Below are 25,061 nucleotides of genomic sequence, written 5' to 3'. Positions count from 1 at the left end.
CGGGAACCACCGCGGAACCGGCTTTGCCGGGCCGCCGGTGGTGCCCCTTGAGGGGGAGGCGGCTACACGCAGTGAGCCAACAACGGGGTGGTTCTTATCTTGCGGCGCGTTCGGCCGCTTCAAGGGTGTTGACCAGAAGCATGGCGCGCGTCATGGGGCCGACGCCGCCGGGCACGGGGGTGATCCAGCCGGCCACTTCCTTCACGCCGTCGAAATCGACGTCGCCGGCCAGCTTGCCGTCCGCCTTGCGGTTCATGCCCACGTCGATGACGACGGCGCCGGGCTTCACCATGTCGGCGGTCAGCAGGTCCAGCTTGCCGACGGCGGCGACGATCACGTCGGCCTGGCGCGTGATCGCACCCAGGTCCTGGGTGGCGCTGTGGCAGATGGTCACGGTGGCGCTCTTGGCGAGCAGCATCATGGCCATCGGCTTGCCGACGATGTTGCTGCGGCCGATGACCACGGCGTGCTTGCCGCGCAGGTCGTAGCCGATCGATTCGAGCATCTTCATGCAACCGTGCGGCGTGCAGGGCCAGAAGCCCGGGGCACCGGTCATCAGCGCGCCGGCGCTGGCCACGTGGAAGCCGTCGACGTCCTTGGCGGGCGAGATGGTCTCGATGACCTTCTGGCTGTCCATGTGCTTGGGCAACGGCAACTGAACGAGGATGCCGTGCACCTTCGGGTCGTCGTTGAGGGCGCGGATGCGCGCCAGCAGGTCGGCCTCGCTCAGGTCGGCGGGATAGGTCTCGAGGGTGGCCGAGAGGCCGGTCTCGGTGCTGTCGTTGACCTTGTGCTTGGTATAGACCTGGCTCGCCGGATCGCTGCCCACCAGGATGATGGACAGGGCCGGGTTCACGCCGCGGGCCTTCAGCGCAGCGGTGCGGCCGGACACCTCGGCGCGGATGGTTTTGGCGAGGGCGTTGCCGTCGATCAGTTGGGCGGTCATCGGTTTTGATTTTCCAAGTAAAAACGCCCGCTTGCGCAGGCGTGGGGAAGGTGCGTGGCTATCGCAGGGATAGCTGCAGCTCAGGAGGCCTTGGCGGCTGGGGCCGCTTGCCCGAGCGCGATCTTGAGCAGATCGGCCACGGTGTTGGCGTTGAGCTTTTCCATGATGTTGGCGCGGTGCGCCTCCACCGTCTTGATGCTGATGCCCAGGTCGTCGGCGATCTGCTTGTTCAGGCGGCCGGCGACGATGCGCTCGAGCACCTGCGCCTCGCGGCCGGTGAGCTTGGACAGCAGCGCGTCGCGGCTGGCCGACTGCTGGTGCTGCGTGAAGGCGCCGCGTGCGTGTTCGAGCATGCGCTCGACCAGCGACACCAGCTCTTCGTCGTTGAAGGGCTTCTGGATGAAATCCATCGCGCCCTTCTTCATGCTGTCGACCGCCATCGGCACGTCGCCGTGGCCGGTGATGACCACGATCGGCAACGGAGAACGCCGTTCGATCAGCCGATCCTGCAATTCGAGGCCGGTCATGCCGGCCATGCGGATATCGACGATCAGACAGGCGACTTCGCGCGGGTCGTATCGGGAGAGAAAGGATTCGGCGGACTCGAAACAGCGGACTCTGTAGTCCTTGCCTTCGAGCAGCCATTGCAGCGAATCGCGTACGGCTTCGTCGTCATCGACGACATAGACCGTGCCCTTCTTCGGAATCAAACTCATGCAGGTACCTTTGCCTCGTCGCTTGCTACGGAACTGATAGCGTCCAACACCGGAATCCAGAAGGAAAAACGGCATCCGATCACATCCGGGCCATTGTAGATGTTCTCCGCCTGCATCCGGCCGCGGTGCGACTCGACGATGGTGCGGCACAGGTTGAGCCCGATGCCCATGCCCTCGGGCTTGGTGGAGAAGAAGGCCTCGTAGAGCCGGTCCATGACCTCGGGCGAGAGGCCCTTGCCCGTGTCCTGCACCGAGAACTCGATGGCATTGTGCCCCTCGATCACCTTGGGCAGTACGCGCAACTCGACGCTGCGGCGCGCCAGCGGGCGGTCGGCGATGTCGATGGATTCGGCCGCGTTCTTCAGCAGATTGACCATCACCTGCTCGATGAGGATCGGGTCGACGCGCACCACCGGCAGCCGCGCGGCCACGTAGTGGTTCAGGCGCACGTTGCGCCGGCGCAGCTCGATGCCCGCGAGTTCGACCGCCTCGCTCACCATGGTGGCGACGTCGGCCGGAGTGCGGTTGGGCTCGCTGCGCTTCACGAAGGAGCGGATGCGCTGGATGATCTGGCCCGCGCGCTGCGCCTGCTTCGAGGTTTTCTCGAGCGCGGCGAGCAGGGCGTCGTTGTCGATCGTCTGGCCCTTGATGCGCGACATCATCCCGTTGCAGTAGTTGGCGATGGCTGTGAGCGGCTGGTTGAGTTCGTGCGCCACGCTGGAGGCCATTTCGCCCATGGTGATCAGGCGGCTCGCGGCCTGGGCCTTGTCGGCCTGCGCGGCGGCCTGCTCTTCGGCGTCGCGGCGCGGCGTGATGTCGGTGGCGATCACCAGCTGCGCCAGGCGGCCGTCGACCCAGGTCAGGTAGCGCGAGCGCACCTCGAGCCACTTGCCCAGGTGCGGCACGAAGATCTCGTTGTTCGCGGTCTGGGCGGCGGTGAGCGTGTCAATCGGCAGGCCGGCGTAGGGGTCGACGTCGTCCAGGCCTTCGTCGTGCGCGTTCGACGGCGGCACGCCGGCCTGCGCCACCATGCCCAGGTGGCCCACGGTATCGGAGCCGAACCACAGGCGGTACAGCTTGTTGGCGAACAGCAGTTCTTCGCTGCCGATGGGCGCCACCGACACGGCGGCGTCGAGTGCTTCGAGCACGGTGGTGAAGCGTTCGTACGAGGCGGACAGCTGCTCGCGGATGCGCGTCGGCTCGGTGATGTCGGTCATCGACGTCATCCAGCCGGTCTGGTGGCCGCGCGCATCGATCAGCGGCGACACGTACAGGCGGGCGTTGAACACGCTGCCGTTCTTGCGCTTCACGCGCACCTGGAAGCCGCCGGGCAGGGCGCGACCGTGCAGTTCTTCTTCGAGGCGCTCGTTCATCACCTCGCGGTCGGATTCGAGCCAGTAGGGGAAGGGCGGCGTCTGGCCGACCAGTTCGTCTTCACTCCAGCCCGTCATGGCGCAGAACGCGGCGTTCACGTAGGTGATGCGGCCTTGCAGGTCGAGTACGCGCATGCCGGTCAGCATGGAGTTTTCCATCGCGCGGCGGAAGTTGGTCTCGGCGACCAGCCGCTGCTGCGCCTGCAGGCGTCGCCGCGTGTGGCGCCAGGTGCCGATCAGCATCCAGCTGGTCATCACGCTGAGCGCGCACACGAGCCAGAAGAGGCCGTTGCCCACCACGCCCTGCGAGGTGCGGTAGGCCTGCGCGCGCAGCATCAGCGCATTGCCTACGGGCGACACCGGCACTTCGTATTCGTTGGTGGCTTCGGTCCAGGGCAGCAGGCGGGTGCCGCTGTTCTTCAGCGGCGTGGTGTTGCCGGCGATGACGTTGCCCTTGGCGTCGAGCAGCGAGACGGCATAGCGCGCCTGCACCTCGGAAGGCATGCCGTAGCGCAGCAGGCCGTCGATGGAGAACTCGCCGAGCACGACGCCCGCGAACAGGCCCTGGTCGAACAGCGGGATGTGAAGCTGCAGCATCGCGGCTGGTTCGCCGCCGGCCACGGGCTGCGAGTACACCGGCTGGCGCAGCTCGCGCGCCAATGCGTAGTTGCTTTCGATGTCGCCGGGACGCAGCACGTCGCCGATCAGGTGCTGTTGCGCCGGATGCACGCTGGGCGCGGCATAGCCGGCCTTGAAGCGGCGGCGGTCGTCGATCCAGCTGATGGTCTGCAGCTCGGGGAACTGGCTCACCAGCGACTCGGCGCGGCTCGTGAACTCGACCGGATCGATCTCGCGGTTGGAGGCGTCGCGCGCGATGCGCATCAGCTGTTCCTGCCGCTCCAGCAAACGCAGGCGCATGCGCTGTTGCGCGTACTCGACATCGCGCCGCACCGACTCCTGCTCACGCTCGACTTCTTCGGAGCGCAGGTACCAGAACGCCGACACGATGGCCGCGAGAAACAGCAGCACGGCCGCCATCGGCGCGAGCATTGCGACGGCGTCCTGCAGCACGGGTGTCTGCTTGCGCCACCACGTGCGCCACCAGGACAGCGGCGAGGCTTTGACGGCACTGCGGGCGACCGCGAGCGGGGAGGAAAGGGGCATGGGCGGAGTTTAGGTGATGGCCCTCCCGGGCAAGAGGCCCTGCCGAGGACGTGCCTCCTTGGTATTTCATAATAAGAAATCAACAAGCACTATTTGAAATAGGGAAACTTCTATGCGAAACTCCGGCGCGCTCGGTGCCCAGCGCACTAAATTACAGCCACAGCCCTAAAAGGAGAGACAAGCATGTCGGCAAATCCCGAGAACCTGTTCGGCTCGGCCGCAAACGATGCGGACGCCCAGGAGACGCGTGAATGGATGGATGCACTGTCTTCCGTCATCCAGAGCGAAGGGCCCGAGCGGGCGCACTTCCTGCTCGAACAACTGCTCGAACATGCGCGCCAGAACAGCGTCGACATGCCGTTCTCGGCCAACACCGGCTACGTGAACACCATCGAGCCGGGCGTGGAAGCCCGCAGCCCCGGCAACCTCGAGATCGAACAGCGCCTGCGCGCCTACATGCGCTGGAACGCCATGGCCATGGTGGTCAAGGCCAACCGCATCCACCCGCCCGAAGGCGGTGACCTGGGCGGCCACATCGGCTCCTTCGCCTCGCTGGCCAGCATGTTCGGCGCCGGCTTCAACCACTTCTGGCACGCCGAGAGCGAAAACCACGGCGGCGACCTGCTGTACATCCAGGGCCACGTGTCGCCCGGCATCTATGCCCGCGCCTACCTCGAAGGCCGCCTCTCCGAAGACCAGCTGCTCAACTTCCGCCAGGAAGTGGACGGCAAGGGCCTGTCGAGCTACCCGCACCCCAAGCTGATGCCCGAGTTCTGGCAGTTCCCCACGGTGTCGATGGGCCTGGGCCCGCTGATGGCGATCTACCAGGCGCGCTTCCTGAAGTACCTGCACGCCCGCGGCATCGCCAACACAGAGAACCGCAAGGTCTGGGTGTTCTGCGGCGACGGCGAAATGGACGAAGTCGAATCGCTGGGCGCCATCGGCCTGGCCGCGCGCGAGAACCTCGACAACCTGATCTTCGTCATCAACTGCAACCTGCAGCGCCTGGACGGCCCGGTGCGCGGCAACGGCAAGATCATCCAGGAGCTCGAAGGCGAGTTCCGCGGCGCCAACTGGAACGTCATCAAGCTGATCTGGGGCAAGGGCTGGGACGCCCTGCTCGAGAAGGACCATGACGGCGCGCTGCGCAAGATCATGATGGAGTGCAACGACGGCGACTACCAGTCGTTCAAGGCCAACGACGGCGCCTATGTGCGCAAGAACTTCTTCGGTCGCGACCCGCGCACGCTGAAGATGGTCGAGCACCTGACCGACGACGAGGTCTGGAACCTGCAGCGCGGCGGTCACGACTCGCAGAAGGTCTACGCCGCCTTCCACGCCGCCCAGAACCACAAGGGCCAGCCCTCGGTGCTGCTCGTCAAGACCGTCAAGGGCTTCGGCATGGGCAAGATCGGCGAAGGCAAGAACACGGTCCACCAGACCAAGAAGCTCGGCGACGAGGACATCAAGGCCTTCCGCGACCGCTTCAACATCCCGATTCCCGACAGCCAGATCGCCGAGCTGCCGTTCTACAAGCCGGCCGACGACACGCCGGAAATGCGCTACCTGCACGAGCGCCGCAAGGCCCTGGGCGGCTACCTGCCGCACCGCCGCGTCAAGGCCGACGAGAGCTTCACGGTGCCCTCGCTCGACACCTTCAAGGCGGTGATGGAGCCCACGGCCGAAGGCCGCGAGATCTCGACCACGCAAGCCTACGTGCGCTTCCTCACGCAGCTGCTGCGCGACAAGGCCCTGGGCCCGCGCGTCGTGCCCATCCTGGTGGACGAGGCCCGCACCTTCGGCATGGAAGGCCTGTTCCGCCAGATCGGCATCTACAACCCGCACGGTCAGCAGTACACCCCGGTCGACAAGGACCAGGTCATGTACTACAAGGAAGACAAGGCCGGCCAGATCCTGCAAGAGGGCATCAACGAAGCCGGCGGCATGTCCAGCTGGATCGCGGCGGCCACGTCGTACAGCACGAACAACCGCATCATGGTGCCGTTCTACGTGTACTACTCGATGTTCGGCTTCCAGCGCATCGGCGACCTGGCCTGGGCGGCTGGCGACATGCAGGCCCGCGGATTCCTGCTGGGCGGCACCTCGGGACGCACCACGCTGAACGGCGAAGGCCTGCAGCACGAAGACGGTCACAGCCACATCCTGGCCAACACCATCCCGAACTGCGTGAGCTACGACCCGACCTTCGCGCACGAAGTCGGCGTGATCCTGCACCACGGCTTGAAGCGCATGGTCGAGAAGCAGGACAACGTCTACTACTACTTGACGCTGCTGAACGAAAACTACGCGATGCCCGGCCTGCAGCCCGGCACCGAAGAGCAGATCATCAAGGGCATGTACCTGTCCAAGCAGGGCCCGGTGGTCAAGGCCGCCAAGGGCGCCAAGGAAGCACCGACCGTGCAACTGCTGGGCAGCGGCACCATCCTGCGCGAGAGCTTCGCCGCGCAAGAACTGCTCGAGAAGGAGTGGGGCGTGTCGGCTTCGGTGTGGAGCTGCCCGAGCTTCAACGAGCTGACCCGCGACGGCCAGGACGCCGACCGCTGGAACCTGCTGCACCCCGACCAGACACCGCGCGTGCCCTTCGTGGCCGAGCAGCTCGGTGCATCGACCGGCCCGGTGATCGCGTCGACCGACTACATGAAGGCCTACGCCGAGCAGATCCGCCCCTTCGTGCCCAAGGGCCGCAACTACAAGGTGCTGGGCACCGACGGTTTCGGTCGCAGCGACTTCCGCGCCAAGCTGCGCGAACACTTTGAGATCAATCGTCACTACATCGTCGTGGCCGCGCTCAAGGCGCTGAGCGAAGATGGCACCGTGCCGGTGGCCAAGGTGGTGGAAGCGATCAAGAAGTACGGCATCAATGTCGACAAGGTCAACCCGCTTTACGCTTGAACATCAACAACCAACGAACGAACGGCGCCTGACGGCGGGAGACAACGATATGGCAGCAGTGGAAGTGAAGGTGCCGGACATCGGCGATTTCGATGAAGTCGCGGTGATCGAGGTGCTCGTGAAGGTGGGCGACACGGTCAAGGCCGAACAGTCGCTCATCACGGTCGAATCGGACAAGGCGTCGATGGAAATCCCGTCGTCCACGGCCGGTGTGGTCAAGGAAATCAAGGTCGCCGTGGGCGACAAGGTCAAGGAAGGCTCGGTGGTGCTGGTGGTCGAGGCCGAGGGCGCGGCTGCCGCCGCCCCGGCGCCGGCCGCTGCGCCTGCTGCCGCGGCACCCGCTCCGGTTGCTGCAGCGCCTGCGCCCGCCGCAGCCGCACCGGTTGCTTCGGGCCCGGTCGACGTCAAGGTGCCGGACATCGGCGACTTCAAGGACGTCGCGGTCATCGAGCTGCTGGTGAAGGTGGGTGACACCATCGCCGCCGAGCAGTCGCTGATCACGGTGGAGTCGGACAAGGCCTCGATGGAAATCCCGTCGTCGGCCGCCGGCGTGTTGAAGGAACTCAAGGTCAAGGTCGGCGACACCGTCAACATCGGCGACCTGATCGCGGTGCTCGAAGGCGCCGCAGGGGCTGCCGCACCTGCATCGGCGCCCGCGCCGGCACAGGCCGCAGCTGCCGCGCCCGCCGCCGCAACCGCCAGCGCTCCTGCGCCGGCCGCCGCCGCACCGGCAGCCGCCGCGCCGGCCCACCAGCCGACGTCGGCTCCCACCGGCAGCCTGCCGCACGCCTCGCCCTCGGTGCGCAAGTTCGCACGCGAACTCGGCGTGCCGCTCGAAGAGGTCAAGGGTTCCGGCCTCAAGGGCCGCATCACGCAGGAAGACGTCCAGAACTTCACCAAGGCCGTGATGAGCGGCCAGGCCAGCACCAAGGCCTCGGCGGCCAAGGCGCCGGCCGGCGGTGGTGGCGACGGCGCGGCGCTGGGCCTCATCCCGTGGCCCAAGGTCGACTTCACGAAGTTCGGCACTGTCGAGCGCAAGGACCTGTCGCGCATCAAGAAGCTCAGCGGCGCGAACCTGCACCGCAACTGGGTGATGATCCCGCACGTCACCAACAACGACGAAGCCGACATTACCGAGCTCGAGGCCTTCCGCGTCTCCACCAACAAGGAGAACGAGAAGTCGGGCATCAAGGTCACGATGCTCGCCTTCGTGATCAAGGCGGTGGTCGCGGCGCTGAAGAAATTCCCCGACTTCAACACCAGCCTGGACGGCGACCAGCTCGTCTACAAGCAGTACTACAACATCGGCTTCGCGGCCGACACGCCCAACGGGCTCGTGGTGCCGGTGCTGAAGGATGCCGACAAGAAGGGCATCCTGCAGATCAGCGCCGAGATGGGCGAACTCGCCAAGAAGGCGCGCGACGGCAAGCTCGGCTCGGCCGACATGCAGGGCGGCTGCTTCTCGATCAGCTCGCTCGGCGGCATCGGCGGCACGCACTTCACGCCCATCATCAACGCCCCCGAAGTGGCCATCCTGGGCCTCTCCAAGGGCCAGATGAAGCCGGTGTGGGACGGCAAGCAGTTCGTGCCGCGTCTCACGCTGCCGCTGTCGCTGTCGTATGACCACCGCGTGATCGATGGCGCTCTGGCTGCGCGTTTCAACGCCTACCTGGGCCAGGTGCTCGCGGACTACCGTCGCATCCTGCTATGACCACGGTTGTGGCCGTCCGAAAGGGTGGCCAGGTCACGATGGCGGCCGATTCGCTGGTGACCTTCGGTGACACGCGCATGTCGCACAACGCCGAAGCGAACCAGAAGATCTTCACCGTCGAGGATGCCGCGGGCCAGAGTCTGTTCGCGGTGGCGGGCGCCGCCGCGCACCAGCTGGTGCTCCAGCATGCGCTGGCGGCCCAGCCGCGCGAGGCGCTGCAGTTCGGCAGCAAGCACGAGGTGTTCCACACCTTCACGCTGCTGCATCCGGTGCTGAAGGACTCGTTCTTCATGCAGACCAAGGAAGACGAGCACGAGCCCTACGAGTCGAGCCAGTTCACCATGCTGCTGGCCAACCCGAGCGGCATCTACGGCATCTACAGCTACCGCGAGGTGTTCGAGTTCAAGCAGTACTGGGCCATCGGCTCGGGACGCAGCTTTGCGCTCGGCGCCATGCACGCGGCCTATGACAACAAGTCGCGCACAGCGCGCGACGTGGCGGAGGCGGGCATCGCCGCCGCCTGCGAATTCGATCGCAATTCGGCCCTGCCGGCCGACGTTCTCACACTCAAACTGAAAGTGTCCAAATGAGCGAACAACACATCAAGGTGCCGGACATCGGCGACTTCGACGAAGTCGCGGTGATCGAGGTGCTGGTCAACGTCGGCGACACGGTCAAGGCCGAGCAGTCGCTCATCACGGTCGAATCGGACAAGGCCTCGATGGAGATTCCCTCGTCGGCCGCCGGCGTGGTGAAGTCGCTGGCCGTGAAGGTGGGCGACAAGGTCAAGGAAGGCTCGGTCGTGCTGACGCTCGAAGTCGACGGGGCCGCTGCGCCCGCGCCGGCTGCTGCACCCGCACCGGCGGCAGCTGCGCCTGCGCCCAAGGCGGCCGCACCGGCCCCTGCCGTGGCAGCGTCCGTGGTGGTGTCCAGCTACGGCGGCAAGGTCGATGTCGAGTGCGACGTGGTCGTGCTGGGCGCCGGCCCCGGCGGCTACTCGGCCGCCTTCCGTGCGGCCGACCTCGGCCTGAAGGTCGTGCTGATCGAACGCTACGCCACCCTCGGCGGCGTGTGCCTGAACGTCGGCTGCATTCCTTCGAAGGCGCTGCTGCACGTGGCTTCCGTCATGGACGAGGTGAAGCATTTCGCCGACCTGGGCGTGAGCTTCGCCGCGCCCACGGTCGACCGCGCCAAGCTGCTCGGCCACAAGAACAAGGTGGTGGGCAAGCTCACCGGCGGCCTCACGGCCATGGCCAAGATGCGTAAGGTGACCGTGCTGCGCGGCGTGGGCAACTTCATCGACCCGTACCACCTGGAAGTCGAAGAGACGTCGGGCACGAGCTGGGACACCACCGGCAAGAAGCAGACCGTCAAGTTCCGCAACGCGATCATCGCGGCCGGCTCGCAGTCGGTGAGCCTGCCCTTCATGCCGAAGGACCCGCGCGTGGTCGACTCGACCGGTGCGCTCGAAATGGGCACCGACCCCAAGCGCATGCTGGTGCTGGGCGGCGGCATCATCGGCCTCGAGATGGGCACCGTGTATTCGACGCTGGGCGCGCGCCTCGATGTGGTCGAGATGCTCGACGGCCTCATGCAGGGCGCCGACCGCGACCTCGTGAAGGTCTGGCAGAAGATGAACGCGCCGCGCTTCGACAACATCATGCTCAAGACCAAGACGGTCGGCGCCGAAGCCACGAAAGAAGGCATCAAGGTCACCTTCGAGGGCGAGAACGCGCCGAAGGAACCGCAGGTGTACGACCTCGTGCTGCAGGCCGTGGGCCGCAGCCCGAACGGCAAGAAGATCGGCGCCGAGAAGGCCGGCATCGCGGTGAGCGACCGCGGCTTCATTCCGGTCGACATCCAGATGCGCACCAACGTGCCGCACATCTTCGCGATCGGCGACATCGTGGGCCAGCCCATGCTGGCGCACAAGGCGGTGCACGAGGCGCACGTGGCGGCTGAAGTCATTGCCGGCGAGCAGAAGGGCGACAAGGAGCTGTCCAGCGCCGCCTTCAACGCCCGCGTGATCCCCAGCGTGGCCTACACCGACCCCGAGGTGGCATGGGTTGGCCTCACGGAAGACCAGGCCAAGGCCGAAGGCATCAAGGTCAAGAAGGGCCACTTCCCGTGGACTGCGTCGGGCCGCGCCATCGCCAACGGCCGCGACGAAGGCTTCACCAAGCTGCTGTTCGACGCCGAGACCCACCGCATCCTGGGTGGCGGCATCGTCGGCACGCATGCCGGCGACATGATCGGCGAGATCGCGCTGGCCATCGAGATGGGCGCGGACGAGATCGACATCGGCAAGACCATCCACCCGCACCCGACGCTGGGCGAAAGCATCGGCATGGCAGCGGAAGTGGCGCACGGGACGTGTACCGACCTGCCGCCGGCGAAGAAGGCGGCCTGATCTGGAGGCGCTACGGCGCCTGTCGAGCGCCCACAAAAAATCCCGCCGCGGCGGGATTTTTTTTCGTCCTGGATTCGGGGGAGTCGAATCAGTCGCTGGCGTTGGCCATGGCTGCAGCCTTGACCTCGTCGCCCTGGCCGCTGAGCACGCGGCGGGCGCCGTCGAAGCGACGCTGCCAGTAGCTGCCGTTCATGTCTTCGACACGGACCTGGGCGCCGGAGCGGGGGGAGTGGATGAACTTGCCTTCGCCGACGTAGATGCCTACATGGCTGAAGGTGCGGCGCATGGTGTTGAAGAACACGAGGTCGCCGGGCTTGAGCTGGCTGCGGTCGATCTTCTCGGTGGCAGCGGCTTGCTCTTCGGCGCGGCGCGGGAGCACGTGGCCCACCGTCTGGTTGTACATGGCGCGGACGAAGCCGCTGCAGTCGAAACCGGATTCGGCGGTGTTGCCGCCGCGGCGGTAGGGGACACCGAGGAAACCGATGGCGGTCACGACGAGGTCGGACGTGCGCTCTGCGACGGTCTGGCGAACCTGATGGAACTGGCCGACCAGGCCGCGTTCGGCAAGGATTCGGTCCATCTCATCCGATCGATCCTGTTGAGGGGGGGCGGCGTGGACGGCCACGGCGAACAGGAGGGATACGGGTAGGACGAAAAAACGCATGGCGCGTAGGATATTGATGACGCGCAGTTATGTCAATTTAATCTGAATTGTTGAATGCGTGCGTAAACCATTGATTTACATGTGTTTTTTCGATCCGGCGGAAGAAAAAATGTAACGGTGAACGTTTATGCGGCATAAGGATTCGAATGTAAACACCTCGGCTGATATGACTTCGAAGTCTTAAAAGTCGACATGTGCATTCCATTTGTTGCCAAGGTGTCCTCAAATTCAGGAAATCTTCATGAACTTGCGAAATCACTCCTTTCTTCGCTCCCTGGGAAGCCTCTTGGTGCTCGCGGGGTGTGGCCTGGCTGGCGCGGCCATGGCGCAGGTGCGTACCGAAACCGTCGCTTCCGGTCTTGAAAACCCCTGGGGCGTCGCCTTCCTGCCGGAGGGCCGTTTCGTGGTCACCGAGAAGCCCGGCCGCCTGCGGCTGGTGGCGGCCGATGGCAAGCTGGGCGCGCCGATCCAGGGCCTGCCGCCCATCGCGGCGGGCGGGCAGGGCGGGCTGCTCGACGTGCTGGCCGACAGCGGCTTCGCGCAGAACCGCACCCTGTACTTCTGCTATTCGGAACCCGAGGCTTCCGGCGGATCGGCCAACAGCACCGCGCTCGCACGCGCCCGCCTGTCGGCCGACGGCACGAAGCTGGAGGCGCTGAAAGTCATCTTCAGCCAGAAGCCGAAGGTCGCGAGCCGCGCGCACTTCGGCTGCCGCATCGTCGAAGCCCGTGACGGCAACCTGTTCCTCACGCTCGGCGACCGCTTCAGCCGCAAGGACGATGCGCAGACGCTCGACAACCACCACGGCAAGGTGGTGCGCATCGCCAAGGACGGCAGCGTGCCGAAAGACAACCCCTTCGTCGGCAAGCCGGGTGCGCTGCCCGAGATCTGGAGCTACGGCCATCGCAACAGCCAGGGCGCGACGCTTGCGCCCGATGGTCGCTTCTGGATGACCGAGCACGGCCCGCAGGGCGGCGACGAAGTCAACATCCCGCGCGCCGGCGTCAACCACGGCTGGCCGGTGATCACCTACGGCGAGAACTACGGTGGCGGCAAGATCGGCGAGGGCATCACCCGCAAGGACGGCATGGAACAGCCGCTGCATTACTGGGTGCCGTCGATCGCGCCCTCGGGCATGGCCTTCCTCACCAGCGACCGCTACGGCGCGGGCTGGAAGGGCAACCTGTTCGTGGGCTCGCTGAAGTTCGGCTATCTCGACCGAATCGAGCTCAAGGACGACAAGGTCGTCGCCGAGCACAAGCTGCTGGCCGACGGCCGGGCCCGCATCCGGGACGTGAAGCAGGGGCCGGACGGTCTGCTCTACGCGCTCACCGACGAGTCCGACGGCAAGCTGCTGCGCCTGCGGCCGAATTAAAGGATCAGCCGGGGCAGCCCGGCAGCGGCAGCGTCGGCAGCAGGCGGCGCCAGAGCCGCCGCCACTCGGGCCAGTCGTGCCCGCCCTCGGTCGTGACGACGCGTTCCGCTGGCAATGCGCCAGCCAGCAACCGGTGGCTGAACGCAAAGCGGTCGTCGAGCGCGTAGCCCAGGTACAGCGGCGGTCGGTCGCCGAAGGTGCGGGTGTGGCCGACATAGCCGCGCAGCCATTGCCACAGCTGCGTGTCGCTGGGCGTGCGTGGGTCGCTGCCGGGTGGTGCTTCGAGCGGGCCGCGCCAGCGCGCCAGGCCGCCCGCGTTGGCGATGTCCTGGCTCAGCACGCGTTCGCCCAGGTAGGGCGCCAGCACGACCAAGCCGGCAAGGTCGCCGGGGTGCGTCTGGGCGTAGAGCAGCCCGCCGAAACCACCGACCGAGATGCCTGCGATCCAGATGGATTTGTAGCCCTGGCGGCGCGCCGGTGCGATCACCTCCCGCTCCAGACGCTCGAGGATGGTCTTGTTCCGGTAGTAGCCCATGTGGGCATCGACGCGCAGGGTGTCGACCGCGAGCCGGTTCTCGTTCAGTGCGTCGATGAAGCCTTCGCGCACGAACTCCTCGGGTGCCGAGTAGGCGCCGGGCAGCAGCACGACCAGCGTGTCGGCGCTGCGGGTGCAGCTGCTCTTTTCCAGTGTGCTGGCCAGCGGTGCCTCGGCGGTGCGCAACCCGCCGCAGCCGGCGAGCAGCAGCAGCGAGGCGGCGCCGAGGAGTAGGGCGAGGCGGTGGCGCAGGAGCGACAGGGTCTGCATCCGCCGGAGTCTAGGTGCGCGACACCGGAATTGGCAGGTCGACCATCACAGGCTGTCCCGGCACGGTGCAGCCGGTGTCGCAGCACTTGCCGGGCTGGCGGTTCTTCGTGATGGCGCGGCGCGGGTCGTGCGGCGCGGCGGCCGGCGTGCCGTCGGCCGCGATGCCGCGCTCGAGCAACCGCTCGACCAGCTCGACCTTCGAGCCGACCGGGTAGTTGCGCCAGATCTCCTGCTTCATCGCCGCCGGCGAGCCGCCGCCATGCAAGCTGATCACGCTGTACCAGCCGCCCTGGTAGCCGGCCGTGAGGTCTTCGATGAAGCGCGCCGTCTCGATGCGCTGTTCGTAGGGAATGGCGGGGTTGGCGCGCAGCACGTCGGACAGCCGCGCCGCCGTCTCGGGGTTGTGGTCTTCGTCCGGGCCGGGCAGGGTGACGATGAGGCCGCCGCTCACGTAGTGCGCGATGCGGTGCATGTCGTAGATCTTCGTGGCCAGCAGCAGCTTGCCGATGTTGCTGAACACCGGGTCGGGCATGAAGACCTCGCAGTGGTCGTCGGCCTTGCCGTAGACGCTGGCCGCCACGCCGCAGGCGAAGAAGCTCTCGGTGATGGTGATGAGCTCGACCATCTGCTCGCGCAGGTGGCTCTCCTTGCCGGGGTCGAAGCCGTTGGCCTCGCACATCAGCGCACCGGCGCCGATCAGCAGGTCGCCGAAGCCGGCGCGGGCCGCGATGCAGCTGTGGCGGTGGTGCGTGGCGTAGCTGTAGGTGAGGTGGCCCGAGTGCTCCCATTCGCCGGCGTAGAACACGCGCTCCCACGGCACGAACACGCGGTCGAACATGCACACGCCGGTGCTCTGGCCGTACTTGCGGCTGAACAGGGCGTCCCCGTGCTCGAGCTTCTCGCCGGGCCGACCGGCCGGCCGCGCGACGATGGTGAGCCCGGGCGCATCGAGCGGCACGGCGCAGCAGACGGCGAAGTCGGCGTCTTCCTTGGCCATGTTCCGGCAGGGCATGACCAGCAGTTCGTGCACGTACGGCGCGCCGGTCACGATGGCCTTGGTACCCGAGATGACGATGCCGCGCGCGTTGCGCTCGACCACGTGCAGGTAGCTGTCGACGTTCGCCTGCTCGTGCGGCCGGCGGCTGCGGTCGCCCTTGGCGTCGGTCATGGCGACGCCCAGGGTCAGGTCCTGGTCCTGGATGCGGTGCAGGTAATGGTGGAAGCGCGCGGTGTGCTCGGTGCTGCCGCGCGCGTCGTCGATGCGCGCCGACACTTGGGCGATGGCGTTGAGCGCGTCGTGCGTCAGGTAGCGCTGGGCGCAGCCGGTTTCCTGGCACACCAGCCGCACGGCCTCGAGCTTGTTGAGCAGGTCGCCCGAACTCGTGTTGATGTGCGAGAGCCGGTTCACGCGCTTGCCGCTGGTGTGCTGCAGGGCGGTCATGAGCGGCGCGTACTCGGACTTGAGCGCGTGGTCGTAGGTGAGGGCGATGGCATTGATGCCGGGCTGGAAGGCCGGCTCGTCGGCCACGCTGGCGACGCGGCGGCCGTCGACGAACACGGTGGGCGTGTAGCGGCGCAGCGATTCACGGTAGTCGGCGCCGGACATGAGGAGGGCGTCGGAAGGCGGGGCATTCATGCGTGTTGTCTCCAGGGGCTCGTGGGGATTTTGGGATCGTTGGCACAAAGATTTAAACACTGTTCAATTTTTAGATCAACGTTCGAAAAATTGATCGGCGACCAGGTCGAGGGCTATAGTCCCGCCCATGCACGCCAAGCTCCAACGCCGCCAGACCCTCACCGACGCCCGCCGCGCCCTGGTGCTCGACGCCGCCCGAACGGTGTTCGCCGAGGCGGGCATCGAGGGCGCGAGCATCCGTGAAATCGCGAAGAAAGCCGGCTACACGCCGGGCGCCATCTATTCGTACTTCGAGAGCAAGGAGGCGATCTACGCGGCCTTGCTCGACGAGTCGCTGCTGCGCCTGCAGGCCGCGGTGGCCGAGGTGGCGGTGTCCGAGGTCCGGCCCGACCAGACCCTGGCCGCCAAGGCCCAGGCCTGGTTCGACTTCTACGCGGCGAACCCGCGCGACCTCGACCTCGGCTTCTACCTGGTGCACGGCATGCGGCCTCGAGGGCTCACGCATGCGCTCGACCACGAACTGAACGACCGCCTCTACGACGCCCTGCGCCCCTGCGAAGAAGCACTGCTCGCCCTGGGCCTCGATGCCGACCTCGCTCAGCAGGAGAACACGGCGCTGTTCGCGCACGGCGTCGGGCTGCTGCTGATGCAGCACACGGGACGCATCCGCATGTTCAGGCAGTCGGCCGATGCGCTGTTCAGGGCCTACCTCGCGCAGCTGGTGCAGCGATCGACCCCTGCCGCAACGGCGGAAGACGGTGCAAAACCCGCGCTTTTCGGTGGTACGGTTCAGCCCAGTTCAACCGATACCTGAAAGAAGAAGTCCATGCTGCTCGACGCCACGCAATCCCAACTCGTCCTGGTCGATTACCAGGCGCGGCTGATGCCGGCGATCTTCGAAGGCGAGGCGGCGGCGCGCAACGCGGCGCGCCTGGGCCAGATGGCGCAGTGGGTCGACGTGCCGGCCTGGGGCACCGAGCAGAACCCGTCCAAGCTGGGCGAGAACCTGCCCGAGATCCGCGCCTTCTGCCGCAAGACGCTGGCCAAGATGCATTTCAGCGGCGTGGAAGAGGGGCTCGGCGAATGGCTGCGTCCGCCCGCCAAGGCGGCACCGCAGGGCAACGCCCGCAGCCTGCCCAAGCACCTGCAGAAGCCCCCGGCCGCGGCCGAAGAGCGCAACACCATCGTCATCGCCGGTTGCGAAGCCCATGTCTGCCTGCTGCAGACCGCGCTCGACCTGCTCGAGGACGAGTTCGACGTGTGGGTCGTCACCGACGCCTGCAGCTCGCGCACCGAGCGCAACCGCGATGCGGCCTTCGACCGCCTGGCCGGCGCCGGCGCGGAGCTCGTGACCACCGAGATGGTCGGCTTCGAGTGGCTGCGCACCGCCGAGCATCCGGCGTTCCGCGACCTGCAGGCGCTGATCCGCTGATCTACTGAGTTGCTGTTGAGGGGCGGCCCGGCAAGGGGGTCGCCCGGATTGCCGCGGCTGTCAGCTTCCCGCAAGATCGGTCCCCATAATTATGAATTCAGTTTCGGCGCGAGTCCGGAACGGCATCCATAAAACAGGAGACAGATCCCGATGAGCCGCTATGAAGAGTTCTACCGCCAGTCCGTCGATGCGCCCGAGGCCTTCTGGGCCGAGCAGGCCAAGCTGATCGACTGGCACACGCCCGCGCAGCAGATCCTCGACGCCAGCCAGCCGCCGTTCGCGCGCTGGTTCGTCGGCGGCACCACCAACCTGTGCCACAACGCCGTCGACCGGCACCTGGCCGATCGGGGCGACCAGCCGGCGCTGATCTTCGTGTCGACCGAGACGGGCACCGAGAAAAGCTACAGCTTCGCCGAACTGCATGCCGAGGTGCAGCGCACCGCCGCCAGCCTCGTCGAGCTGGGCGTGGGCAAGGGCGATCGCGTGCTCATCTACATGCCGATGATTCCCGAGGCCGCCTTCGCGATGCTGGCCTGCGCGCGCATCGGCGCCATCCATTGCGTGGTGTTCGGGGGTTTCGCCAGCGGCTCGCTGGCCACGCGCATCGAGGACGCCGAACCCAAGGTGGTCGTGAGCGCCGACGCGGGTTCGCGCGGCGGCAAGGTCATCGCGTACAAGCCGCTGCTCGACGAAGCCATCCGCCTGTCGAAGCACAAGCCCGAGGCCGTGCTGCTGACCGACCGCGGCCTGGCGCCGATGACGCGGGTGGCCGGCCGCGACCATCTGGCGAGCGAGCTGAGACACAAGCACCTGAATGCGCAGGTGCCCTGCACCTGGCTGGCCTCGACCGACATCAGCTACACCATCTACACGAGCGGCACCACCGGCAAGCCCAAGGGCGTGCAGCGCGATGTGGGCGGCTACGCCGTGGCGCTGGCCGCGAGCATGAAGCACATCTTCGACGGCCGGCCCGGCGAAACCTACTTCTCGACCAGTGACATCGGCTGGGTCGTGGGCCACAGCTACATCGTCTACGGCCCGCTGATCGCGGGCATGGCCACCATCATGTACGAGGGCCTGCCCACGCAGGGCCTCGACCAGCAGCCCGACGGCGGCATCTGGTGGCGCCTGGTCGAGAAGTACAAGGTGACGGTGATGTTCAGCGCGCCCACCGCGGTGCGCGTGCTCAAGAAACAAGACCCGGCGCTGCTCAAGAAGTACGACCTGTCGACCTTGCGCGCGCTGTTCCTGGCCGGTGAACCGCTCGACGAGCCGACCGCGCGCTGGATCAGCGACGGCCTGGGCGTGCCGATCATCGACAACTACTGGCAGACCGAATCGGGCTGGCCGATGATCACCATCGCCAACGGCGTGGAAGCCAAGCCCAGCAAGTTCGGCAGCCCCGGCGTGCCGATGTATGGCTACCGCATCAAGATCCTGCACGAGTCGACCGGCGAGGAGCTCACCGGCGCGAACGAGAAGGGCGTGGTCGTGGTCGAGGGCCCGACGCCGCCCGGCTTCATGCAGACCGTGTGGAAGGACGACGCCCGCTTCGTCAACACCTACTGGAAGAGCGTGCCGGGCAAGATGGTCTATTCGACCTTCGACTGGGGCATCCGCGACGCCGACGGCTACTTTTATATCCTGGGCCGCACCGATGACGTGATCAACGTCGCCGGCCACCGGTTGGGCACGCGCGAGATCGAGGAGAGCATCTCGGGCCATGCCAACGTGGCCGAGGTGGCGGTGGTCGGCGTGGCCGACACGCTCAAGGGGCAGGTGGCGATGGCCTTCGTCGTGCCGAAGGACGGCCTGGCCGTGACCGATGCCGACGCGGCCCTCAAGCTCGAGGGCGAGATCATGAAGGTAGTGGCCGACCAGCTCGGCGCCCTGGCGCGGCCCGCGCGCGTGCGCTTCGTGAGCGGCCTGCCCAAGACCCGCAGCGGCAAGCTGCTGCGCCGGGCGATCCAGGCCGTCTGCGAGCAGCGCGACCCGGGCGACCTGACCACCATCGACGATCCGGCCACGCTGCAGCAGATCAAACAGTTACTGTCCGCCACCTGACCGCAGGCGCGAATCGGGGTAGGGTTGCGGGCCTTGCGCAGCCGCGTTCAGCCGTCATATGGTTGACGTGGCACAATGCCAAGGTACTCAGGCCCTTCCCCAGCCACAGTCGCATCCGCCAATCGGTCCAGCCGTGTCGCGGAAGGTTTCTTAACCAACTCGTGCTTCCTCCAGGGAAGCGAAGGTCAGCGGATCATGAGCGATTCCTCTACGCCCACGGCGTACACCGCCTATCAAGGCAACACCTACCTCTTCGGCGGCAATGCGCCCTATGTCGAGGAGATGTACGAAAACTACCTCGCCAACCCCGGCAGCGTTCCCGACAACTGGCGCACGTATTTCGACGCCCTGCAGAACGTTCCCGCCGCCGACGGCACCAGCGCCCGCGACGTCCCCCACCTGCCGGTCATCAACGCCTTTGCCGAACTGGCCAAGCAGGGCACGACCCGTGTCGTGCAGGCCAGCGGCGCCGACTCCGAACTCGGCCGCAAGCGCACGGCAGTCCAGCAGCTGATCGCCGCCTACCGCAACGTCGGCGCCCGCTGGGCCGACCTCGACCCGCTCAAGCGCGCCGAGCGTCCCGCCATTCCGGAACTCGAGCCCTCGTTCTACGGTTTTGCCGACGCCGACCTCGAGACGGTGTTCAACACCAGCAACACCTTCTTCGGCAAAGAGACCATGTCGCTGCGCGACCTGCTCAATGCCCTGCGTGAAACGTACTGCGGCACGATGGGTGCCGAGTACATGTACACCACCGACCAGAACCACAAGCGCTGGTGGCAGCAGAAGCTCGAAAGCGCCCGCACCAATCCCAAGCTCAGCGCCGAGCAGAAGAAGCACGTGCTCAACCGCCTGACGGCCGCCGAAGGCCTCGAGCGTTTTCTGCACACCAAGTACGTCGGCCAGAAGCGCTTCTCGCTCGAAGGCGGCGAAAGCTTCATCGTCGCGATGGACGAATTGATCAACCAGGCCGGCGTCAAGGGCGTGCAGGAAATCGTGATCGGCATGGCCCACCGCGGCCGCCTGAACGTGCTGGTGAACTCGCTGGGCAAGATGCCCGCCGACCTGTTCGCCGAGTTCGACCACACCGCCCCCGAAGACCTGCCCTCCGGCGACGTCAAGTACCACCAGGGCTTCAGCTCGGACGTGACCACCCCCGGCGGCCCGGTCCACCTGAGCCTGGCGTTCAACCCCTCGCACCTGGAAATCGTGAACCCCGTGGTCGAAGGCTCGGTGCGCGCCCGCATGGACCGCCGCGGCGACCCGTTGGGCAAGCAGGTGCTGCCCGTGATCGTGCACGGCGACGCCGCCTTCGCAGGCCAGGGCGTCGTGATGGAAACGCTGGCACTGGCCGAGACCCGTGGTTACTCCACCGGCGGCACGGTGCACATCGTCATCAACAACCAGATCGGCTTCACCACCAGCGACCCGCGCGACAGCCGCTCGACGCTGTACTGCTCGGACATCGTCAAGATGATCGAGGCGCCGGTGCTGCACGTGAACGGCGACGATCCCGAAGCCGTGGTGCTCGCCACCCAGTTCGCTCTTGATTTCCGCATGGAATTCCAGAAGGACGTGGTCGTCGACATCATCTGCTTCCGCAAGCTGGGCCACAACGAGCAGGACACGCCTTCGCTCACCCAGCCGCTCATGTACAAGAAGATCGCGGCCCACCCCGGCACGCGCAAGCTGTACGCCGACAAGCTGGCCGCGCAAGGCCTGGGCGACACGCTCGGCGACGACATGGTCAAGGCGCAGCGCGCCGCCTTCGACGAAGGCAAGAACACCGTCGACCCCGTGCTCACCAACTTCAAGAGCAAGTACGCCGTCGACTGGAGCCCGTACCTCAACAAGAAGTGGACCGACGCCGGCGACACCGCCATTCCCTCCGCCGAGTGGAAGCGCCTGGCCGAACGCATCACCAAGGCACCCGAGAACTTCACCGTGCACCCGCTCGTGAAGAAGGTGCTGGACGACCGCGCAGCCATGGGCCGTGGCGACGTCAACGTCGACTGGGGCATGGGCGAGCACATGGCCTTCGCCTCGCTGGTGGCCAGCGGCTACCCGGTGCGCCTGTCGGGTGAAGACTCGGGCCGCGGCACGTTCACGCACCGCCACGCCGTGCTGCACGACCAGAACCGCGAGAAGTTCGACACCGGCACCTACACGCCGCTGCAGAACGTGGCCGAGAACCAGGCCCCGTTCGTCGTCATCGACTCGATCCTGTCCGAAGAAGCCGTGCTGGCCTTCGAGTACGGCTACGCCTCGAACGACCCCAACACGCTCGTCATCTGGGAAGCCCAGTTCGGCGACTTCGTGAACGGCGCGCAAGTGGTGATCGACCAGTTCATCGCTTCGGGCGAAGTGAAGTGGGGTCGTGTCAACGGCATCACGATGATGCTGCCGCACGGCTACGAAGGCCAGGGCCCCGAGCACAGCTCGGCCCGCCTGGAGCGCTTCATGCAGCTGAGCGCCGACACCAACATGCAGGTGGTGCAGCCCACCACGGCCAGCCAGATCTTCCACATCCTGCGCCGCCAGATGGTGCGCAACCTGCGCAAGCCGCTGATCATCCTCACGCCCAAGTCGCTGCTGCGCAACAAGGACGCGACCTCGCCGCTGTCCGAGTTCACCAAGGGCAGCTTCCAGACCGTCATTCCCGACAGCAAGGGCCTGAAGGCCGAGAAGGTCAAGCGCCTGATCGCCTGCTCGGGCAAGGTCTACTACGACCTGGCCAAGAAGCGCGAAGAGCAGGGCAGCGACGACGTGGCGATCATCCGCGTCGAGCAGCTCTATCCGTTCCCGCACAAGGCCTTCGCCGCCGAGGTCAAGAAGTACCCCAACCTCGTGGACATCGTGTGGTGCCAGGACGAGCCGCAGAACCAGGGCGCCTGGTTCTTCGTGCAGCACTACATCCACGAAAACATGCAGGAAGGCCAGAAGCTCGGCTACTCCGGCCGTGCCGCCTCGGCATCGCCTGCAGTTGGCTACTCGCACCTGCACCAGGAACAGCAGAAGGCGCTGGTCGATGGCGCATTTGGCAAGCTCAAGGGCTTCGTGCTGACCAAGTAAGAACCGACCCTTTTCACACGAACACCCTCAAGAACAAAACGGAGCTCACTCCAAATGTCTATCGTAGAAGTCAAAGTCCCCCAGCTTTCCGAATCCGTGGCCGAGGCCACCATGCTCACGTGGAAGAAGAAAGCCGGCGAAGCCGTCGCCGTCGATGAAATCCTGATCGAGATCGAAACCGACAAGGTCGTGCTCGAAGTGCCGGCCCCCTCGGCCGGCGTGCTGGTCGAGATCGTTCAGCCCGATGGCGCCACCGTGGTGGCCGAGCAGCTGATCGCCAAGATCGACACCGACGGCAAGGCCGCCGCGGCAGCGCCTGCTGCTGCAGCTGCCCCCGCCGCCGCACCGGCCGCTGCTGCCCCCGCAGCGGCAGCCGCCGCCACCGGCGGTTCGAAGGCCGACGTGGCCATGCCCGCCGCCGCCAAGCTGCTGGCCGACAACAACCTGAAGACCAGCGACGTGGCCGGCACGGGCAAGGACGGCCGCGTGACCAAGGGCGACGTGCTCGGCGCCGTGGCTGCCGGCGCCAAGCCTGCCGCCACCATCGCCGCACCGGCTGCCAAGCCCGCGCTGCAACAGGTCGCAGCGCCTGCCGCACCCGACCTGGGTGAGCGTCCGGAACAGCGCGTGCCGATGAGCCGCCTGCGCGCGCGCATCGCCGAGCGCCTGATCCAGTCGCAATCGACCAACGCCATCCTGACCACCTTCAACGAAGTGAACATGGCCCCGGTCATGGACCTGCGCAAGAAGTTCCAGGACGCGTTCACCAAGGAACACGGCGTGAAGCTCGGCTTCATGAGCTTCTTCGTGAAGGCCGCCGTGCACGCCCTGAAGAAGTACCCGGTGCTCAACGCCTCGGTCGACGGCAACGACATCCTGTACCACGGCTACTTCGACATCGGCATCGCCGTCGGTTCGCCGCGCGGCCTGGTGGTGCCCATCCTGCGCAATGCAGACCAGATGAGCTTCGCCGACATCGAGAAGAAGATCGCCGAGTACGGCAAGAAGGCACAGGACGGCAAGCTGGGCATTGAAGAAATGACCGGCGGCACGTTCTCGATCTCCAACGGCGGCACCTTCGGCTCGATGCTCTCGACCCCGATCATCAACCCGCCCCAGTCGGCCATCCTGGGCGTGCACGCCACCAAGGACCGCGCCGTGGTCGAAAACGGCCAGATCGTCGTTCGCCCGATGAACTACCTCGCCATGAGCTACGACCACCGCATCATCGACGGCCGCGAAGCCGTGCTGGGCCTGGTCGCCATGAAGGAAGCGCTGGAAGATCCGTCGCGCCTGCTGTTCGACATCTGATCCGGGGAGCAAGACACAGATGGCAAACAAGCAATTCGACGTCGTCGTCATCGGCGGCGGTCCTGGCGGCTACATCGCGGCGATCCGCGCTGCGCAGCTCGGCTTCAACGTGGCCTGCATCGACGAGTGGAAGAACGGCAAGGGCGGCCCCGCACCGGGCGGCACCTGCACCAACGTCGGCTGCATTCCCTCGAAGGCGCTGCTGCAATCGTCGGAGCACTTCGAGCAGGCCGGTCACCACTTCGCGGACCACGGCATCAAGGTCGAAGGTCTCGGCCTGGACATCGACAAGATGCTGGCCCGCAAGGACCAGGTCGTGAAGCAGAACAACGACGGCATCCTGTACCTGTTCAAGAAGAACAAGATCAGCTTCTTCCACGGCCGCGGTTCGTTCGTGAAGGCGGACGATGCCGGCTACGAGATCAAGGTGGCGGGCGCCGCTGAAGAATCGATCAGCGGCAAGCACATCATCGTCGCCACGGGCTCCAACGCCCGCGCGCTGCCGGGCACGCCGTTCGACGAGGAAAACATCCTCTCGAACGACGGCGCGCTGCGCATCGGCGCGGTGCCCAAGAAGCTGGGCCTGATCGGCTCGGGCGTCATCGGCCTCGAAATGGGTTCGGTGTGGCGCCGCCTCGGTGCCGAGGTCACGGTGCTCGAAGCACTGCCGACCTTCCTGGGCGCCGTGGACGAGCAGATCGCCAAGGAAGCCAAGAAGGCCTTCGACAAGCAGAAGCTCAAGATCGAACTCGGCGTGAAGGTCGGTGAGATCAAGTCGTCGAAGAAGGGCGTGAGCGTCGCCTGGACCAACGCCAAGGGCGAAGCCCAGACGCTGGAAGTCGACAAGCTGATCGTCTCGATCGGCCGCGTGCCCAACACCATCGGCCTGAACGCCGAAGCCGTGGGCCTGAAGCTCGACGAGCGCGGCGCCATCGCCGTGGACGACGACTGCAAGACCAGCCTGCCCAACGTGTGGGCCATCGGCGACGTGGTGCGCGGCCCGATGCTGGCGCACAAGGCCGAGGAAGAAGGCGTGGCGGTGGCGGAGCGCATCGCGGGCCAGCATGGCCACGTGAACTTCAACACCGTGCCGTGGGTGATCTACACCAGCCCCGAGATCGCATGGGTCGGCCAGACCGAGCAGCAGCTCAAAGCCGCGGGCCGCGCCTACAAGGCCGGCACCTTCCCGTTCCTGGCGAACGGCCGCGCACGCGCGTTGGGCGACACGACCGGCATGGTCAAGTTCCTGGCCGACGCCGCCACCGACGAGATCCTGGGCGTGCACATCGTGGGCCCGCAGGCCAGCGAGCTGATCTCCGAAGCCGTGGTGGCGATGGAGTTCAAGGCCAGTGCCGAAGACATCGCGCGCATCTGCCATGCGCACCCGTCGCTGTCGGAAGCCACCAAGGAAGCGGCCCTGGCCGTGGACAAGCGCACGCTCAACTTCTGATCTCCGGTTCTTGAGCGAA

At 66.3% G+C, this 25,061-nt stretch carries 17 protein-coding genes; 11 read left to right on the top strand and 6 right to left on the bottom strand.

Translation table 11 applies throughout. The features are described from left to right. Window positions 1-94: 94 nt before the first annotated feature. From folD to AC07SQ_RS03905, 3 genes are all read right to left on the bottom strand, one after another. Complete coding sequence (gene folD / locus AC07SQ_RS03915; RefSeq protein ID WP_159276479.1) at window positions 95-946, bottom strand: bifunctional methylenetetrahydrofolate dehydrogenase/methenyltetrahydrofolate cyclohydrolase FolD; 852 nt, start codon at window positions 944-946, stop codon at window positions 95-97. An 80-nt stretch (window positions 947-1,026) separates the two neighbouring features. Then, window positions 1,027-1,662: a response regulator transcription factor gene (locus tag AC07SQ_RS03910; protein WP_056580071.1), complete on the bottom strand. Its 636-nt coding sequence runs from the start codon at window positions 1,660-1,662 to the stop codon at window positions 1,027-1,029. Then, a complete protein-coding gene (locus AC07SQ_RS03905; protein WP_062479933.1) occupies window positions 1,659-4,199 on the bottom strand; it encodes a PAS domain-containing sensor histidine kinase in 2,541 nt (846 codons plus the stop codon). Before AC07SQ_RS03905 ends, AC07SQ_RS03910 begins: the two co-directional genes overlap by 4 nt. A 183-nt stretch (window positions 4,200-4,382) precedes the next feature. On the opposite strand from AC07SQ_RS03905, the gene aceE reads away from it, so the two are divergent. Genes aceE through lpdA (AC07SQ_RS03885) form a run of 4 tightly spaced genes read left to right on the top strand, consistent with a single transcriptional unit; the run spans window position 4,383 to window position 11,233 of the window. Continuing rightward, complete coding sequence (aceE, locus tag AC07SQ_RS03900) at window positions 4,383-7,112, top strand: pyruvate dehydrogenase (acetyl-transferring), homodimeric type (RefSeq protein ID WP_062479935.1); 2,730 nt, start codon at window positions 4,383-4,385, stop codon at window positions 7,110-7,112. Window positions 7,113-7,161: 49 nt separating this feature from the next. Continuing rightward, a complete protein-coding gene (aceF, locus tag AC07SQ_RS03895; RefSeq protein ID WP_495270686.1) occupies window positions 7,162-8,823 on the top strand; it encodes a dihydrolipoyllysine-residue acetyltransferase in 1,662 nt (553 codons plus the stop codon). Next, entirely contained in the window at window positions 8,820-9,413 is a 594-nt protein-coding gene (locus AC07SQ_RS03890; protein WP_369629139.1) for an Ntn hydrolase family protein, read from the top strand. The genes aceF and AC07SQ_RS03890 overlap by 4 nt, the downstream gene beginning before the upstream one ends. After that, entirely contained in the window at window positions 9,410-11,233 is a 1,824-nt protein-coding gene (gene lpdA / locus AC07SQ_RS03885; RefSeq protein WP_495270687.1) for a dihydrolipoyl dehydrogenase, read from the top strand. Before AC07SQ_RS03890 ends, lpdA (AC07SQ_RS03885) begins: the two co-directional genes overlap by 4 nt. Before the next feature lie 88 nt (window positions 11,234-11,321). Here the strand turns inward: lpdA (AC07SQ_RS03885) and AC07SQ_RS03880 are convergent, their stop codons facing one another. After that, window positions 11,322-11,897 (bottom strand): C40 family peptidase, encoded by a 576-nt coding sequence (locus AC07SQ_RS03880; protein WP_489058409.1) that lies wholly within the window; start codon window positions 11,895-11,897, stop codon window positions 11,322-11,324. Window positions 11,898-12,219: 322 nt separating this feature from the next. Between AC07SQ_RS03880 and AC07SQ_RS03875 the strand changes: the two genes are divergently transcribed. Continuing rightward, window positions 12,220-13,272 carry a PQQ-dependent sugar dehydrogenase gene (locus AC07SQ_RS03875; RefSeq protein WP_495270839.1) on the top strand — a complete coding sequence of 351 codons (1,053 nt, stop codon included), beginning with the start codon at window positions 12,220-12,222 and terminating at the stop codon, window positions 13,270-13,272. Window positions 13,273-13,276: 4 nt separating this feature from the next. Here the strand turns inward: AC07SQ_RS03875 and AC07SQ_RS03870 are convergent, their stop codons facing one another. Both AC07SQ_RS03870 and AC07SQ_RS03865 read right to left on the bottom strand, forming a co-directional pair. Further along, on the bottom strand, window positions 13,277-14,077 hold the full coding sequence (locus tag AC07SQ_RS03870; protein ID WP_495270688.1) for an alpha/beta hydrolase: 801 nt from the start codon (window positions 14,075-14,077) through the stop codon (window positions 13,277-13,279). 10 nt (window positions 14,078-14,087) lie between these two features. Then, window positions 14,088-15,713 (bottom strand): 4-hydroxyphenylacetate 3-hydroxylase family protein, encoded by a 1,626-nt coding sequence (locus AC07SQ_RS03865; RefSeq protein ID WP_495270689.1) that lies wholly within the window; start codon window positions 15,711-15,713, stop codon window positions 14,088-14,090. A 127-nt stretch (window positions 15,714-15,840) separates the two neighbouring features. Between AC07SQ_RS03865 and AC07SQ_RS03860 the strand changes: the two genes are divergently transcribed. The 6 genes from AC07SQ_RS03860 to lpdA (AC07SQ_RS03835) all read left to right on the top strand — a co-directional run bounded on the left by AC07SQ_RS03860 (window position 15,841) and on the right by lpdA (AC07SQ_RS03835) (window position 25,042). Beyond that, complete coding sequence (locus AC07SQ_RS03860) at window positions 15,841-16,527, top strand: TetR/AcrR family transcriptional regulator (RefSeq protein ID WP_495270690.1); 687 nt, start codon at window positions 15,841-15,843, stop codon at window positions 16,525-16,527. A 12-nt stretch (window positions 16,528-16,539) separates the two neighbouring features. Then, window positions 16,540-17,145: an isochorismatase family protein gene (locus AC07SQ_RS03855; protein ID WP_495270691.1), complete on the top strand. Its 606-nt coding sequence runs from the start codon at window positions 16,540-16,542 to the stop codon at window positions 17,143-17,145. Between the two features lie 150 nt (window positions 17,146-17,295). After that, window positions 17,296-19,209, top strand: a complete 1,914-nt coding sequence (locus AC07SQ_RS03850; RefSeq protein WP_495270692.1) for a propionate--CoA ligase — start codon at window positions 17,296-17,298, stop codon at window positions 19,207-19,209. Window positions 19,210-19,404: 195 nt separating this feature from the next. Then, window positions 19,405-22,281: a 2-oxoglutarate dehydrogenase E1 component gene (locus tag AC07SQ_RS03845; protein WP_062480820.1), complete on the top strand. Its 2,877-nt coding sequence runs from the start codon at window positions 19,405-19,407 to the stop codon at window positions 22,279-22,281. A 54-nt stretch (window positions 22,282-22,335) separates the two neighbouring features. After that, window positions 22,336-23,592: a 2-oxoglutarate dehydrogenase complex dihydrolipoyllysine-residue succinyltransferase gene (gene odhB, locus AC07SQ_RS03840; protein WP_070061019.1), complete on the top strand. Its 1,257-nt coding sequence runs from the start codon at window positions 22,336-22,338 to the stop codon at window positions 23,590-23,592. Window positions 23,593-23,611: 19 nt separating this feature from the next. Beyond that, the gene (gene lpdA, locus AC07SQ_RS03835; RefSeq protein WP_056580084.1) at window positions 23,612-25,042 is read left to right on the top strand and encodes a dihydrolipoyl dehydrogenase; all 1,431 of its coding nucleotides are present in this window, start codon (window positions 23,612-23,614) and stop codon (window positions 25,040-25,042) included. Window positions 25,043-25,061: the final 19 nt, after the last annotated feature.

The organism is Variovorax sp. GW821-FHT06D12 (genome assembly GCF_059419205.1).
This window is presented reverse-complemented; position numbering and strand designations above follow the sequence as displayed.

What these genes read in the sequence shown, in the direction of transcription:
- odhB (WP_070061019.1), top strand. Translation starts at nt 22,336, where the DNA reads ATGTCTATCGTAGAAGTCAAAGTCCCCCAGCTTTCCGAATCCGTGGCC.
- AC07SQ_RS03880 (WP_489058409.1), bottom strand. Translation starts at nt 11,897, where the DNA reads ATGCGTTTTTTCGTCCTACCCGTATCCCTCCTGTTCGCCGTGGCCGTC.
- AC07SQ_RS03875 (WP_495270839.1), top strand. Translation starts at nt 12,220, where the DNA reads ATGGCGCAGGTGCGTACCGAAACCGTCGCTTCCGGTCTTGAAAACCCC.
- AC07SQ_RS03870 (WP_495270688.1), bottom strand. Translation starts at nt 14,077, where the DNA reads ATGCAGACCCTGTCGCTCCTGCGCCACCGCCTCGCCCTACTCCTCGGC.
- AC07SQ_RS03890 (WP_369629139.1), top strand. Translation starts at nt 8,820, where the DNA reads ATGACCACGGTTGTGGCCGTCCGAAAGGGTGGCCAGGTCACGATGGCG.
- AC07SQ_RS03855 (WP_495270691.1), top strand. Translation starts at nt 16,540, where the DNA reads ATGCTGCTCGACGCCACGCAATCCCAACTCGTCCTGGTCGATTACCAG.
- aceF (WP_495270686.1), top strand. Translation starts at nt 7,162, where the DNA reads ATGGCAGCAGTGGAAGTGAAGGTGCCGGACATCGGCGATTTCGATGAA.
- AC07SQ_RS03860 (WP_495270690.1), top strand. Translation starts at nt 15,841, where the DNA reads ATGCACGCCAAGCTCCAACGCCGCCAGACCCTCACCGACGCCCGCCGC.
- AC07SQ_RS03905 (WP_062479933.1), bottom strand. Translation starts at nt 4,199, where the DNA reads ATGCCCCTTTCCTCCCCGCTCGCGGTCGCCCGCAGTGCCGTCAAAGCC.
- AC07SQ_RS03910 (WP_056580071.1), bottom strand. Translation starts at nt 1,662, where the DNA reads ATGAGTTTGATTCCGAAGAAGGGCACGGTCTATGTCGTCGATGACGAC.
- AC07SQ_RS03865 (WP_495270689.1), bottom strand. Translation starts at nt 15,713, where the DNA reads ATGAATGCCCCGCCTTCCGACGCCCTCCTCATGTCCGGCGCCGACTAC.
- lpdA (WP_056580084.1), top strand. Translation starts at nt 23,612, where the DNA reads ATGGCAAACAAGCAATTCGACGTCGTCGTCATCGGCGGCGGTCCTGGC.
- aceE (WP_062479935.1), top strand. Translation starts at nt 4,383, where the DNA reads ATGTCGGCAAATCCCGAGAACCTGTTCGGCTCGGCCGCAAACGATGCG.
- AC07SQ_RS03850 (WP_495270692.1), top strand. Translation starts at nt 17,296, where the DNA reads ATGAGCCGCTATGAAGAGTTCTACCGCCAGTCCGTCGATGCGCCCGAG.
- AC07SQ_RS03845 (WP_062480820.1), top strand. Translation starts at nt 19,405, where the DNA reads ATGAGCGATTCCTCTACGCCCACGGCGTACACCGCCTATCAAGGCAAC.
- lpdA (WP_495270687.1), top strand. Translation starts at nt 9,410, where the DNA reads ATGAGCGAACAACACATCAAGGTGCCGGACATCGGCGACTTCGACGAA.
- folD (WP_159276479.1), bottom strand. Translation starts at nt 946, where the DNA reads ATGACCGCCCAACTGATCGACGGCAACGCCCTCGCCAAAACCATCCGC.